General features: G+C 41.1%; 9 protein-coding genes and 1 tRNA gene. 6 read left to right on the top strand and 4 right to left on the bottom strand.

The genetic code is table 11. The features are described from left to right. Together KDU71_RS16855 and KDU71_RS16850 are read left to right on the top strand one after the other, a co-directional pair. Window positions 1-753, top strand: coding sequence for a class I SAM-dependent methyltransferase (locus tag KDU71_RS16855; RefSeq protein WP_212192266.1), 753 nt, complete (start codon window positions 1-3; stop codon window positions 751-753). Next, window positions 722-2,065, top strand: coding sequence for a carboxypeptidase-like regulatory domain-containing protein (locus KDU71_RS16850; RefSeq protein WP_212192265.1), 1,344 nt, complete (start codon window positions 722-724; stop codon window positions 2,063-2,065). The genes KDU71_RS16855 and KDU71_RS16850 overlap by 32 nt, the downstream gene beginning before the upstream one ends. Before the next feature lie 266 nt (window positions 2,066-2,331). On the opposite strand, the gene KDU71_RS16845 is transcribed toward KDU71_RS16850, so the two are convergent. The 4 genes from KDU71_RS16845 to recQ form a co-directional block, all read right to left on the bottom strand. Beyond that, entirely contained in the window at window positions 2,332-3,381 is a 1,050-nt protein-coding gene (locus KDU71_RS16845; protein WP_212192264.1) for a TRM11 family SAM-dependent methyltransferase, read from the bottom strand. 205 nt (window positions 3,382-3,586) lie between these two features. Continuing rightward, window positions 3,587-5,389 carry a methyl-accepting chemotaxis protein gene (locus KDU71_RS16840; protein WP_212192263.1) on the bottom strand — a complete coding sequence of 601 codons (1,803 nt, stop codon included), beginning with the start codon at window positions 5,387-5,389 and terminating at the stop codon, window positions 3,587-3,589. A 166-nt stretch (window positions 5,390-5,555) separates the two neighbouring features. After that, on the bottom strand, window positions 5,556-9,032 hold the full coding sequence (locus tag KDU71_RS16835; RefSeq protein WP_212192262.1) for a hypothetical protein: 3,477 nt from the start codon (window positions 9,030-9,032) through the stop codon (window positions 5,556-5,558). A gap of 430 nt (window positions 9,033-9,462) precedes the next feature. Beyond that, complete coding sequence (gene recQ / locus KDU71_RS16830; RefSeq protein WP_212192261.1) at window positions 9,463-11,640, bottom strand: DNA helicase RecQ; 2,178 nt, start codon at window positions 11,638-11,640, stop codon at window positions 9,463-9,465. Window positions 11,641-12,008: 368 nt separating this feature from the next. Between recQ and tatC the strand changes: the two genes are divergently transcribed. The 4 genes from tatC (at window position 12,009) to tig (ending at window position 15,237) form a co-directional block, all read left to right on the top strand. Then, window positions 12,009-12,830, top strand: a complete 822-nt coding sequence (tatC, locus tag KDU71_RS16825) for a twin-arginine translocase subunit TatC (RefSeq protein ID WP_212192260.1) — start codon at window positions 12,009-12,011, stop codon at window positions 12,828-12,830. Between the two features lie 3 nt (window positions 12,831-12,833). Beyond that, window positions 12,834-13,595 (top strand): LPS export ABC transporter ATP-binding protein, encoded by a 762-nt coding sequence (lptB, locus tag KDU71_RS16820; RefSeq protein ID WP_212192259.1) that lies wholly within the window; start codon window positions 12,834-12,836, stop codon window positions 13,593-13,595. A gap of 62 nt (window positions 13,596-13,657) precedes the next feature. Continuing rightward, a tRNA-Leu gene (locus KDU71_RS16815) sits at window positions 13,658-13,739 on the top strand. 142 nt (window positions 13,740-13,881) lie between these two features. Beyond that, entirely contained in the window at window positions 13,882-15,237 is a 1,356-nt protein-coding gene (gene tig, locus KDU71_RS16810; RefSeq protein WP_212192258.1) for a trigger factor, read from the top strand. Window positions 15,238-15,366 lie beyond the last annotated feature (129 nt).

Below are 15,366 nucleotides of genomic sequence, written 5' to 3'. Positions count from 1 at the left end.
ATGACTGAATTGGAACTACTGGTTGACCTACACAAGGATGACGAACGGCAGGGGCCCGGCAGTGAGGCCGAAACGCTCAGAGCAATGGCGCTGATTGAAACAGCACACAACGATGGATTGAAGATAGCCGATATTGGATGTGGCTCAGGCGCATCAACTATTGTATTGGCGCAAAATACCACAGCCGACATAACGGCAGTGGATCTCTTTCCTGAGTTTCTGGATAAGTTGAACCAGAATGCATTACAGCTTGGTTTGAGTCAGCGTATTCACACCTGGCAGCAATCCATGGAAGAGTTGTCGTTTGAGGATGAATCCTTGGATATTATCTGGTCAGAAGGAGCCATCTACAACATGGGCTTCGAGAAAGGGATTAAACAATGGCGCCGCTTTTTAAAACCCGGTGGCTACCTGGCTGTTTCTGAAATATCGTGGACCACACATTCGCGCCCCAAAGAATTAGAGGACTTCTGGATGGCTGCCTATCCGGAGATAGATACCGTGTCTGGCAAGATAAAAACCCTGGAGAAGAATGGCTATCAGCCCATCGGGCATTTTATTCTACCTGTTGCGTGCTGGATCGATCACTACTACGCACCCGTTCAAAGCCGTTTTGAGGATTTCCTGAAAAGGCACAAGCATTCTGAAGCGGCCAAAGCCATTATCAAGGCCGAAGAGGAAGAAATAGTCCTTTACAACAGGTATAAAAACTATTACAGCTATGGGTTTTATGTGGCCCGCAGGGTGGACTAACACCATTTACTATCAGGTATATTTTATTAATGAATTAATGATGCGTCAATTTTATATTTTAGCTATTCTTATCACAATTTCGGCCTCTTTGTGCGCCCAAAAAAGCATTAAACTGCAAGGGCATGTGTATGATGCTACCACTAATGAATCATTACCTTCGGCCACCATTGTGTATCCAAAGCAATCGCTGGGCACTATTAGCGATATCAATGGTCAGTATTCATTTATACTGAATGATGCGCACATTAATGACAGTATTATCATCACGTATATAGGCTATGCACCGCATCGAACAACAGTATCAGCATGCCAGTCAAATGCACATATATACCTGCTACCTGAAACGCAAAATATTAGTGAGATAACGATATCATCCGAAAAGTTTAATCTTGAGAAATTTGTTCGGTCTGTTATACGCCATTATAATGCTAGTCGCCGCGATGAACCTCATATAGCTATTGCTCATTACCACGAAACAGCCAGGAAAGCAAACCGCTATATCATGTTGATGGAAAGCATTGGCTACGCTGTGTACGCAGGTAAGGAAGCAAATGCCGCACCGCTATCTAGTTTTAAATTTTTTAATGAAAACAGTCGATGCCTGGTGAAGGATTCAGCCTGGGCTGAGTACAACAAGTACGGTGGTTCACACCTAAAACACACGGTCTCTCCTTCAGGAGGGGCCAATTTAAATGTCCTTCGGTATTTTGAGTTATACGGTATTCTTTCTGAGAAGCATTCTAAAAAGTTTAGGTATCGATTGGATTCCAGCTATTATTATAATGACAGCGAAATATATTGTATAGGTTTTAATGGCTCTGCAGGCGAAGGACAACTCCATGTATATTCATCAGATATGAAATTGTTAAAAATCGACTGTATAACTAATAAATATTGGAGTAATGCCTTTCATAAGCGAGTGAATGCCAATGTCACTATCGAATTTAACTATTTCGATTCAACACCTTTTATCGCCTCTGTTGATGCACATTTTAACAAGGATGGATTGAGCTATTCAAACCGGTATAAAACCTTAACTCAGAAGTTCAATAATTTCCAGTTAACATCGGATGAGTACTGGAGCATGAATGATTACGAGATCAATCCTTTTATCCAATATGATCCTATGGGCTGGAAATTATATAACATAGTCCATTCATTAAATCGTCAAACAATATATTCCGACTTAGGCATTGATTTTTATCCTGAGGATGAATATTTTATAAAGAACTCTGGTTACTGGTTTCATAGCCAGGAAAAAGGTAATGAAGTGGCCAGGAATAAGATTGAAGAATTAAAAACCCAATTTTAAAACGTTGAATCAAACACTGCCACCCTGCGGTATTAACTGCAAACAATGTCCAAACTTCACACGCGAAACCAATGCATGTATTGGTTTCAGGGCAGGTTGCGCTCAACGCAAGTGTAAGGGAATTTATATGTGTTGTGTCGAAAAACGTGGTCTGCAGTATTGCCATCAATGCCCAATCTATCCGTGTAGCAGGTTTAAAGGCTTTGCAGCGACCTGGCTCTATTATGGGCAGGATTTATTTTTTAATCAGTCACAAATAAAGATGTTTAAAGCTTCTTCACCACAATAATATCGCGCTTAATCGATTTATCCACCATGTGTTCAAAGCCATTGTAAGGAGCATCATTTAGCACCTTTAAGCCATGCTCTTCAAACACCTCAGCCAGGCGATTCTTGGCCAACACAAAGCTATTCCAGGCCAGCACAATGGTGCCTCCTTTTTTAATTACGGCCTTCCAGGCTGGCAGGCAAGTACGAACCAGTTCCAATGGGTTTCGCGTGCCAGTGGTACTCTTATTGGCACCGGTATTGCCGTGCGCTATTCCGTAAGGCAGGTCGCCTACAATGAGCTCAAAGCTGTTCTTTTTAAAGTATTTATCGGCATCCTGCGAATTGCCGTTGACAATGCCCAGCTGTTTTTGTTCCTCCTTGTTTTTAAAGGCCTCTTTGCTATTGGCATAATGAAACTCATGCATGTAGATGGCCTCCGATTTCTTTTTGCCATACACCATTCGCTTATCTGCTAAAAACTTGTAGCGTTCGTTTTGCAGGTATTTCTTAAAGAAGATTTGGTTCTCGTGCACCGATTTAGGCTCTATTTCAATACCAAAAGCATTGAAGCCATATACTGTTGCTTCATTAAGCGTGGTCCCCCTGCCCGAAACCGGATCGAGCAAACTGATGTTGTCATCGTAACTAAAATCACTGGCCAGTAAAGCCACGTTCACCATCATCTTGGTAAACAGTTCATTGGTTTTGCCGGCGTATTTCTGAAGGGTGCTGATCTTGCTGTCGATGTACTCGTATTTGGCCATTGGTATGGGTGCCAAACCATCATCGGCATGCAGGCCAAACTGGTTGAAGATGGCAAACACAAACGACAGGCGTGATAAAATGGCTACATCCTCAGGACTCAATTCATCATCGAGGGTGATGGTGATGTAGCGCACACCGCACACATCTTCAAAGTCAATCTTCTGACATCTCACACTTAATCGTTTGGCAGCAATGCTTAATTCGGAAACAGCCAGTTGTGCCGCTACGTTGTAATACACCCGGTTGTGGCCCGGATACTGCAGAATCAAATACTTCATCATGCTGCAAAGATACACAATAAAAAAGGCTCCTTTCAAAGCCTTTGGATTAAATTATGCCAGCAATACGAATGCCGACATATGTGGTATTTAGGAGTGTTGTTGGTTCTATCAAGTTCAAGATCAATTTTAAAATGATATAGTACACAGTTAAAAAGTAGATTTGCTGAAAATAGCAACTATTTCTTTTATGGGATTCAGTAACTGTTTAGTTTAATAGGTCTTGATTGTCAGCTATATTAAACCTGTTTAAAACCTCCTTTAATTTAATCGATTGTTCATTGATTTGATTAACCGTACTCGACATTTGCTCTGAGGCCAATGCATTTTCCTGTGTAATATGGTTGATATGCTGCAAGGTATTGGTAATTTGCTGTACACCATTGGATTGCTCGTTGCTGGCTAAGGCAATTTCTTCAACCCATCCAGCATTTTGTTTCACGTTGGGTATTAACTTAAACAAGCTTTCGGTGGTGAGAGTAGAGATTTCCAGACTGTCATGCGCCATTGCCACAATTTCACTGGCCGCCTCGCGTGTGCGTTCAGCCAGCTTTTTTACTTCCTGCGCTACCACAGCAAAACCTTTGCCCTGTTCACCGGCCCGTGATGCCTCAACAGCGGCGTTTAATGCCAGTATATTAGTTTGGTTGGCTATCTCGGTTATTATTTTCACACGGGCGCTGATGCTCTTAACCGTTTCGTAGGATTGACCGGCCTTCCCTTTTACTTTTTCCAGTTCCGTACTTGTCTCGTGGGACGCTTTAAAGGTATTTTCTGAATTAAGTGAGTTTTGTTGGGCATTGGCGTTTATTTCTTCCATAGAGGTGGCAATCTCTTCAAAGGATGAGGCTTGCAATTGTGCACCGCTGGCCATAGTTCTGGAAGTGCTGTTTAATGCCGAACTGGTTTCGTTGAGCTGCAATACTACTTCCGAAATGTTTTTCAGTAGTTGCTGCAGTGTTTCAACCATCACCACAAATGTACCCAATACGCCTGTGGCGTTATCTTTTATTTCCTGACTGATTGCTAAATCGCCCCTGGCCACCTGACTGGCGATACGAGCCACCACATAAGGCTCAGCACCCAACATTTTACGCACACTGCGCAGTATAATAATGCTGAATACCAGTACCAATGCTGCACCAATGGTGATGAAGGCGATGACCCACCAGCGGTTATTAGTTGTATTTCTGTTGAGGGCTTCCAACAGCAAGGTTTTGGATTGGTCAATGATGGGCTCCACTTGATGTACTTCCTCTCTAAGTCGTCCCAAGAGACCGCTTTTCTCATCTATTCCCAGCTCTATCTGTTTATTAACCACACTTAAAAAAGTCGATTGATAGTTATTCAAGAGAGTGGTTAGTTGCTGCCTGGTGGCAGTACCATAGTTCGAATGCTCAATGGTTTGGATGAACTGACTGATATTAGCCTCGAACTTCTGTTGGTATTTTAAGTCGTTACGCAGCAGGAAGTCTTTTTCATGACGGCGACCCATGAGCATAAACACCATCAGCTCCTTATCATCATACAAATCCAGAGAGCTTTCTACCTCATGAATGGCCTGCCGCATTTTGCCTACTAATCCATAGTCTTTAAAACCTTTGGTAAGTGTTGTGTTAATGATTTGATTGAAGATGCTGTTGTAATTGCTTAAGTGAAATTCAATGGAATCCACTTTTTCCTGCATGTGATTGGCCACAATGAAGGCATTTGATGACAATTCATTGCAGAGTTGCAATGCTTGCTGCATATTCATTTCAAATGAACTGGCATACTTATTTTCTTGTGTGATGTAAAACTTTGGATCGCTAAAAGCACGGGCCAGGAAATCCTTTTCATTGCGACGCATCTGCAGCATGAGCGATTCCAGTTCGTAGATATGGTTTTCAATGGTGTTGTTGCGTTGAATACTTCGCAGTGAATAGTGGGTGTACAGGCCAATAATACTGAAAGTAATAATGAGTAAGGTGGTTAGCAGCGCAAATCGAAAGCGCATGGTTCCTCGTTGCATGATGTTGGTTTTTGTTTTCCCTTGTGAGGCTAAAATTACCTCGCCAAAACCCCGCTCATGTAAAGTAAATGTTAAGATATTGATATGTTATTTACGCCAAAAAAAAGAGGCTACCCATTGGGCAGCCTCAGTTTGTTTGTGTATTGTAATGAATAACCTTACATGTTTAGCCTCTGTATATCACATCTGCACCAATAGTACCTTCCAGTTCTTTCAGGTAATCGGCTGATGATGCTTTTGCTAATAACTTTTTAGCTTTTGCTAAACGGCTGTCGATGTCTAAGTCAACTTTTATTTCTGCATTTTCTGGTTTAGCAGCAAACTTCTCCAGATAAGCGATTTGCTCAGTATGGAACTTCACATCCTTTTCTTGCTTCAGTTTCAAACGCTCTTTGTACCAATCGCTGTTGATAACATAGTCGCGGTCAAAGTATTTACGTAATTCAGGATCGCTTATTTCCTTGCCTTCATACTGACCGTAGGCCATAATGTGCAACAAGATTTTCAATGGAGGAACTGCCCCCTCAACACTACCTTCTTCGAAGTAGCGAAGAGCCACTTTTTGCTGAGCTTCCACAATGTTGTTGATACCGTCAACATAGTCATCCATACCTTGTAATTCAGGTTTCAGCATTTGCTCGTTAAACACTGCCAATGGCTCGTCAAACAGACGGTTCATACAGCGGAAAGCAAAGTTTTCGGTGATACGATATCCTAAGCGGCTAGCCAGTACTTTTTGTCCGTTATGGTCGAAGTCTTCCAGTTTCTCAAGAGAACCGTTCTCAATCAATAACTTCGGATCACGATCTTCAGGAACCAAACGAGCCCAGATTTCAGGAATCAGTATAGAGATATCGTGGTCGAAACGGTTTTGTCCCACATATCCAGCAGCTGAACTGAAACCTTGGTATTCAGTTAAGATGTATGACAGTAAAGCATTGTTCAAGTCGGTAGTTGGCACCAACATGTTGAAAGGCCCTTTAGTCAATGCACCTTCAGTACCTGCACCTGTTGTTGATGGTGATTTACCTGTTAAGCTACAGATAAAGTCCATAAATAATTCAGGTAACTCCTGGTAGTGAATTGGGTTATATACTGCCAACGGACGAATACCATTTGCTTTATCTGCCGGGTTATTACGACGTCCTGGTAATACGGCGTTCACTACATCAATCACTGGTTCATCTGACTTGATTTTGCGGTGTAAACGCACACCTATTTCGCCCAGGTAGTTATCAATGATGTCGTCTTTAAAGATGTTGCGTTCCAGGTAACGTGGGTTATTTGTTGGTTCTCCGTCCACAATACGAGTGTGCGAAGGCACTACGAAATAACCGTCTTTGTCGCTGTTGATTACTTTCATCAACAAGTCTTTAACCGGCTGTGTATATTTGTCAAAATTAATAGCATCTTCATACAACGCAATTGCATCCTTTTTGGTTAAAGGCTCGTAATTGGTTAGGAATGTACCATCAGTTACGATATCACGCTCAGCACCTTTATCGTATCCACGAATAATGGCCTCGTCAGGACGCTGGAACAAGTGGCTTTCGCAGTTGGTAACTACTTTGTAGCTCTTGTTTTTATATTCAGCATTCAGGTTGCTTAGCTGGCTGGCTGGTAACACAATAGATGCAGAGATATCATCTTCCATCTGAATCTTCTGGCTAGGAACAAAGTCAGAGCGCAGTTTATGCAGCAACCAGTTGCCATCTTCATTAAATCCAATACGAACATAACTAGCTGTTACCTTATTGTTTTTGTACTGAAGAGTAGTTCCTTCGCGTCCATTAATAAATTCAACCGACATGTAGTCTTTCCAGTTTCCTTTTTCACTTTCGTTGCGATACAGGCGCTTGATAAATAATACCAAAGAGCGGATGTGTGAAGGAATACTGTTTAAGAACGCATTGTATTCATCGCTGTATGAGTCAGATGGTGTCAGAAGCTTAACGGCTGAACCAAGTGTACGTTTTGGGCTCAGGAACGGACGTGACGGATTGGCATCAGGACGTACCTGCTTCCAGCGGTTAGAGAAATCGTAGTTGATAATTTCATCAGCTGCAGCAAAATCTTTCTCCAAGTCAACGATGTTAAACGTACCATATTGGATAGCATTCTGCATTGATTTAGAAATCTCTGATTTACCACCACCTGATACAGTACAAGGCTTGTGACAGAATACACCTTCAGGCTGTGTATTAACGATGCGCCACATTGGCTGTGTCGGGTGTTTAGCTAACTGGAACTTATGCCCTGAAGGGTGAATGTATATCTTTTCAGGAGATAAATGTAATGATTGCTCTTTGCCATCCTTTGTCCAGCGTACTTTGCTGTTGTCAATGTCAATATCCGCATGCTCCTGGATATATACCATTTCAGGGAACTTTTTATCCACAGCATACCCCTCAGGATATACCGTTACACGGTCACCAAGTAAAGCCATGGCTTCATCAAAAGCATATGAGTTCTTTAGCTTAGCCGAGAAAATTTCGCCAAATACGCTGTCGCTCATAATACCGCGTGGGTATGCAATGGCACCACCAGCATGCTCTTCTTCCACTAAACCAATCATGTTAGCTGAGTAGCTGATTTGCGTTTTAATTTCCTTTTTTGAGTATCCGTAATAGTTATCAGCAATTAAAGTAACAACTACACCACTATCGTCGCGACAGGTAATTTTGAATGCTCCACCGTCGTTGTATAATTCGTTTTCATCTTTCCAGCACATGCCGTCGTTGCGCTGACGTTCTGTTGCATCGTCATAGTGCGGCAGGCCAATGTCTTTCTTCTTCAACTTAATTAATTGTGGTGCAAGGATGATACAGCCAGTTGTACCGGTCCAGTGATCAATATCAAGAGCTGCATCATTTTCTGCCAGGTTGTGATCACCTGCATTGCCAAAAATATTTTCAACAAAGTCAAGGTTACTTACCAAAGAACCTGGGGCAAAGAAGCGCACTTCCATGCTTTTCTCTGCAATTACTCCTGGTACTTCAGGGCAAACAACAGGACGAAGCAGTAATGAAACCATAGTTTTGGCCTTCTCTTTCTGAGTAGAAGTGAAAGGCAGGATATTCATATCTTCAGAAGGATTCACAGCTGCTCTTAACATATGTGCAAAAGCTACTTTTGGTACTTCTTTTTTATCTAAAGGAACTGGCAAACCACCTTCAACGATGTGGAAAGTTCCTTTGGTAGTACGTTTATCTTTATCAGGGTTATTTAATATACCCTGCTTAAGGCGGTAAGAACTTACCAGGTCACTCTTAAATTCATTAGCATCAGGTGGTAAACTTACCTCACGTGCCAAACCTTTTTGGTTAAGAACGAATGTTTTATTTGGTAAGCGGTACTCTGAGTTGTCAAAGTCAACATCGCTTAAATAGCTGTTCAAAAAGTTCTGAATACGCGTATCAGCTGGCGACAGATGATCTGATAACAAACGTGATTTCTCTTTGAAACTATTAATAAGTCCTTCGGTTAAAGAAAGGAACTTAGAATTAGAGTATTTGGTGTCGGCGTCACATGCATCGTAGTATAAAGGCTGACCTATAGAAGCCAGTTGCAAGTTGATGTACTGAATCATGTCCTTGCGATCCTTTTTACTAGGTTTCTGCTTTTTTAGCATATCATCTTTCATTTTGGTACGCGTTTTAAGTTATGAATGTGCAGCAAATTTAAAAAAATACATGACCATTTAATAACAAATTAGCAGTTTTAGAATGTTAATTATTCTAAATTATTTCAATAAATAACAAAAACATAACATAATAATAAGGTTGGATTTTTTTGCTATTGCTACATGCAGATAAACTTTATAGGTATGGTTGTATTCGAGTTGTAAGTGTTAATGTGCACAAATATAATGCTATAAAGATTTTCATTGTGAATTTTTATAGTATGGATGAATCATCGAGTGTATAACTGAGTGAAATGTGGTGATGAAAAAGTATCGGTTAATCAAACCTTTTTACTTACAATTTAAAAATATAAGGAGTAAAAAATAACAATTTAAAAATCGGATAGTAATTATGGAGGAGGAACCTCTTTAAATAGAGGTTCCTTTAATGTTAATTGCCAACTTCTGAAATAAACTTAATACGCACGATTCGAACGTCTTCTTCGGAATATTGATCTTCGCCAAGTTCTTCCAAAGCGGCTTGTATATCATCTGTTTCGGCATCTTCTTTGAAATAGTAGAATATATCATCTCTGTGATCCTCATCCATCACCTGGTCGATGTAGTAGTCGATGTTGACGCGTGTGCCGGAATATACGATTGATTCTAATTCTTTAATCAGTTCGTCCATTTCCATGCCTTTGGAGGCGGCGATGTCATCTAAAGGCATTTGTCTGTCAATGCCTTGTATAATGGCAATTTTGTTTTTCGATTTGTTAGCAACGGATTTCACAACCAAGTCCATTGGGCGCTCCAGTTCGTTTTCTTCAACATGCTTGGCAATCAGTTTCACAAATTCTTTCCCAAAGCGAGATGCCTTGCCAGTTCCAACACCCGGAATATTTTGTAATTCCTCAATGGTAATGGGGTAATAGGTAGACATGGCTTCCAAGGAAGGATCCTGGAAAATAACAAATGGCGGTAAGCTGAGTTTCTTCGAGATGTCTTTTCGAAGATCTTTCAGCATATTAAATAGATTCGTATCAACAGCTGCTGTACCGCCTGTGTTGGTTTCTTCTTCCACTACATCAAAGTCGTGATCTTTGGTCATCATCACCGATTGAGGGTGCTTCAGAAATTCATGGCCAGCCTTGCTAATACGCAGCAAGCCATATGATTCAATATCTTTTATGATAAGTCCTTTGACCAATGATTGTCGTATGACAGCATTCCAGTGCTTATCATCATATTCATCACCAGATCCAAAAACATCCAGTTCGTGGTGTTTGTATGATTTAATGGCGGTGTTGGCATTGCCGGTTAATACGTTGATAATATGATCGGATTTGAAGCGCTCTTTCAGGAGTTGAACCATATTTAGCAGTTTAACAATGCTTTCTTTGGCTTCAAATTCTTCTTTTGGATTGACACAGTTATCACAGGTTTCGCAATCTTTCACTTCATATTTCTCACCAAAATAGTGCAGGAGTGTTTTCCTGCGGCAGATGGATGATTCGGCATAGGCAACTGTTTCTAATAGTAGCTGTTTGCCAATCTCTTGTTCGGCCAATGGCTTGCCTTGCATAAATTTCTCCAGCTTCTGTATGTCTTTGTAGCTGTAAAAAGCAATGCATCGACCTTCGCCACCATCGCGCCCGGCGCGACCAGTTTCCTGGTAGTAGCCTTCCAGGCTTTTGGGTATATCGTAGTGAATCACTAAACGCACATCAGGTTTGTCAATGCCCATGCCAAATGCAATAGTGGCTACAATCACATCTGTTTCTTCCATTAGAAACTGGTCCTGATTTTTTGCCCGGGTAGAAGCATCCATACCTGCATGGTAAGGCAGGGCTTTAATGCCGTTTACTACCAGTGTCTCAGCGAGTTCTTCCACCTTCTTGCGGCTGAGGCAATAAATGATGGATGATTTGCCCGTATAGTTCTTTAGGATCTTAATTATTTCCTTAGAAGTGTGCATTTTGGGGCGTACCTCGTAATAGAGATTTGGCCGGTTAAATGATGATTTAAATACCATGGCGTTGAGCATGCCAAGGTTCTTTTGAATGTCGTGCTGCACTTTTGGTGTGGCTGTTGCAGTCAGGGCAATCACAGGCGAATCACCTATTTCGCTGATTATTGGCCGTATGCGTCGGTACTCAGGCCTGAAATCGTGTCCCCACTCTGATATACAGTGAGCTTCGTCTACAGCGTAGAAAGAGATTTTAACCTGTTTTAGAAATTCAATATTTTCTTCTTTGGTAAGCGACTCGGGTGCAACGTAAAGCAGCTTGGTCTTGCCGTCCAGGATATCTTCCTTTACCTTATTGATTGCAGTTTTGGTCAATGACGAGTTTAGAAAGTGTGCAATACCATCATCCTCACTGAAATTGCGCATTGCATCCACCTGGTTTTTCATTAACGCTATAAGTGGTGAAATTACTATAGCAGTACCTTCCAGCATGAGTGCCGGTAGCTGATAGCATAGCGATTTACCACCTCCTGTTGGCATTAAAACGAACGTGTCATTCCCTTTTAAAACATTGTTGATGACCTCCTCTTGATTCCCCTTGAAGGTATCAAACCCAAAATGCTCTTTTAATGAAGCATTTAGATCTACCTGCTTTGCCATAACAAATTCCCTATTTCATTACTGCCTAGATTTTGTATTTAAGCAGTAGTTGTTATCCTCGATTATTAGCTTGCAACAAAAATAAGATAACCTTTTGATATTCCTCATTACGGAAGTAGTATATACTTTGTTCCCTTTAAGGCCGGATGATGCGTTGTGAGCTTATCCGTGATTTTGGTTGCAATGTTGAATGAAGTTAGATAATATCTTTGGTATAACCAAAAAGTTTGTGTTTAAGAATAGGTATGTTATCTTCGCATGAAGCGGGTTAAGGCAGGCTTGGTAGTGTTGCTTTAAAGATTTTTAACACTTTACTTGAGTTTGAACATCTACTTTTGCCCGCTATAAGTATTTTAATAACTAGTTGCATGTCGGAAGAAACCAATAGAGAGATGTCATTTTTGGAACACCTGGAGGTGTTGCGATGGCATATTGTCAGGGCCTTTGCCAGTGTTTTGATTTTTGCCATTCTGGCTTTTGTGTTTAAAGGCTTTGTTTTTGACACAGTTATTCTGGCACCAGCTAATCCTGAGTTTTTCACTAATGCTCTGCTTTGCCGTCTGGCTTCACTGCTAGATATGCCTTTATTGTGCATCAATCAGATACCTCTAAGTTTTCAGAATATTAATATGTCTGGGCAGTTTACAACGCATATATGGGTATCGTTTGTGGCAGGTATAGTTGTGGCATTTCCTTATATATTCTGGGAATTCTGGCGATTTGTGAAGCCTGCGTTGTATCAGAATGAGATTAGTAACTCGCGGGGAGCCATCTTTTTTGCATCTACCTTATTTACCATCGGTATTTTATTTGCTTACTATATAATATGTCCTTTATCGGTTCATTTTTTAGGAACTTATCAGGTAAGTGATAAGGTTGAGAATATTGTCAATCTGGGTTCTTATATAAGTACCATTACTTCAATTGTACTGGCAGGCGGCATTATCTTTGAGTTGCCTATTTTTATTTATTTCCTGGCAAAAGTTGGTTTGGTTACTTCCGGTTTTTTAATAAAGTACCGAAAGCACTCAATTGTTGTGGCCCTGTTATTGGCTGCTGTTATTACACCACCTGATGTTATTAGTCAGTTGCTGGTGTGTTTCCCACTGATTATATTGTACGAGTCGGGAATTATTATTGCAAAAAGACTGGAGAAGAAAAGGCGGGTCGATACACTTGTAAATGCTTAAGCTATGGAACAACAACCTTTAAAACTGCATACCGATACTTTAATCAAGAAGTATAAAAGCCGAACTGTTGTAAAAGGCGTGTCTGTGAATGTCCAACAGGGAGAGATTGTGGGATTGCTTGGGCCTAATGGTGCCGGTAAGACCACCTCATTTTATATGATGGTAGGCCTAATTACGCCCAATAGCGGTAAAATTTTTCTGAATGATGAGGAGATTACAGATGCTCCGGTATATAAACGTGCCCAAAAAGGAATTGGTTATCTCGCACAGGAGGCCAGTGTATTCCGCCAGTTGAGTGTGGAAGATAATATTAAGGCAGTGTTGCAGATGACTGACTTTCCAAAGGACTATCAAAAGGAGCGCCTGGAAGAATTGTTGGAAGAATTTAGTCTGACGCATATACGCAAGAGCCTTGGGATACAGCTTTCGGGTGGTGAGCGTCGTCGTACCGAAATAGCGCGTGCCTTGGCCATCAATCCTAAGTTTATTCTTCTCGATGAGCCTTTTGCTGGTGTTGATCCGATTGCGGTGCGCGATATTCAGGAGATTGTAGCCAAGCTGAAGTTTAAAAATATTGGGATATTGATAACCGACCATAACGTGCACGAAACACTGGCTATTTGTGACCGTGCCTACCTGCTGTTTGAGGGTAAGATACTGAAAGCCGGTACGGCAGAAGAACTGGCTTTGGATGAAGATGTGAAGCGCCTGTATTTGGGTGATGATTTTGAGCTGCGTCGCCGGGAATTTCAGCCTGAAAAATAATTTGAAAAAAAATTTGGAGGCAAAGAAAAAGCAATTATCTTTGCACCGCGAAACTAAGAAATGCGGATGTGGCGTAATTGGTAGCCGCGCTAGACTTAGGATCTAGTGCCTTCGGGCGTGGGGGTTCGAGTCCCTTCATCCGCACACAAACCGCCTCACTTACGATTTAATTCGGTGGTGAGGCGGTTTTTTAAGTTTGTACAAATTGTGAAATTAAAATAGATTCCATCCCTCAATTGGTTTCGAGTAAACAATAGAGGAACGGTTCACTTTAAATCTTTAGGAAATGAATATTTCAAAGGAAAACATTGATGCATTAAACGCGGTTATCAAATTAACTGTTGAGAAAGAGGACTACGCAGGCCGAGTGGATGATGTTCTTAAAGACTACCGTAAGCGTGTTAACATGCCGGGTTTCCGTGCTGGTAAAGTGCCAATGGGTGTTGTTAAGAAAATGTACGGAAAAGCTGTTATTGCTGATGAAGTGAACAAGCTGGTTTCTGAAAAAATTCACAACTTCATTGTTGAGGAAAAGCTTGACCTGTTAGGCGAACCACTTCCATCAGAATCGCAGGAAGTAATTGATTTTGATACTGCCGAGAAGTTTGATTTTGCTTTTGATGTGGCATTGGCCCCTGAGGTGGATGTTAACTTAAGTAAGCGTATCAAATTACCAATTTACAAGGTAGCTATCTCTGATGAGATGTTTAATCAGCAAAAAGACTCTATCACTGGTCGTTTTGGAAAATCAGAAGTAATTGATTCAGTTACTGAGAAAGCTTTAGTTAAAGGTAACTTTGCTCAGCTGGAAAATGGCGAAGTAAAAGAAGACGGTATTGCACCTGAAGATGTGGTATTGTCTATGGCCATCATCAAAGATGAAGATGAGAAGAAGAAGTTAATGGGTGCTAAGGCAGGTGATGTAATTGTATTTGATCCTAAGAAAGCATTCCCTAACGATAGCGAAATATCGCACATGTTGAAAATCACTAAAGAAGAAGCGGAAGCTTTGACTGGTGATTTCCAATATACCATCACTGAAGTAACAGAATTTGTAAACGCAGAGATAAACCAGGAGCTGTTTGATAAAGCTTTCGGCGAAGGCGTTGTTAACTCTGAAGAGGAATTTGAAGCACGTATCAAGGAGGATATCTCAAAGAACCTTGAAATGGAAACGGAATACCGTTTCTCTATCGATGCTAAAGAAAAACTGATGGGTAAAGTAGATGTTGAGTTCCCAGAGGCTTTCCTTAAGCGTTGGTTATTGGCTACCAACCGTGAAAACGAGAAGTTGGATGAGGCAACACTGGAAGCTGAAATGCCACGTTTTCTTGAAGACCTTAAATGGCAGTTGATTCGTAACAACATCATCAAAAACAACGAAATTAAAGTTGAAGAGGCTGATGTGATTGAATACGCTAAGAAAGCGGCTAAGATGCAGTTTATGCAGTATGGCTTAACAAGTGTACCTGATGAGCACCTTGAAAACTACGCTCAGGAGATGCTGAAGCAGGATGAGCAGCGTCGTCAGATGGCTGAAGGAGCTATGCAGGAAAATGTGATTGCTTTCATTAAGGAAGCCGTTAAGGTTGAGGAGAAAGAAATTTCACGTGACGACTTTAACAAATTATTTGAAAAGTAATAGCAGGTAATTACCAGCCTGTTTATAAGATATTGAGGGTGTCCAAAATTGAGACATCCTCTTTTTTGTGTTTTAAAATAGATTTGCTTTTGCATTATTGCTATGCTGCTATGAAGTTGTGCACGGGCT

The organism is Carboxylicivirga sediminis (assembly GCF_018156225.1).
GTDB lineage: Bacteria > Bacteroidota > Bacteroidia > Bacteroidales > Marinilabiliaceae > Carboxylicivirga > Carboxylicivirga sediminis.
This window is presented reverse-complemented; position numbering and strand designations above follow the sequence as displayed.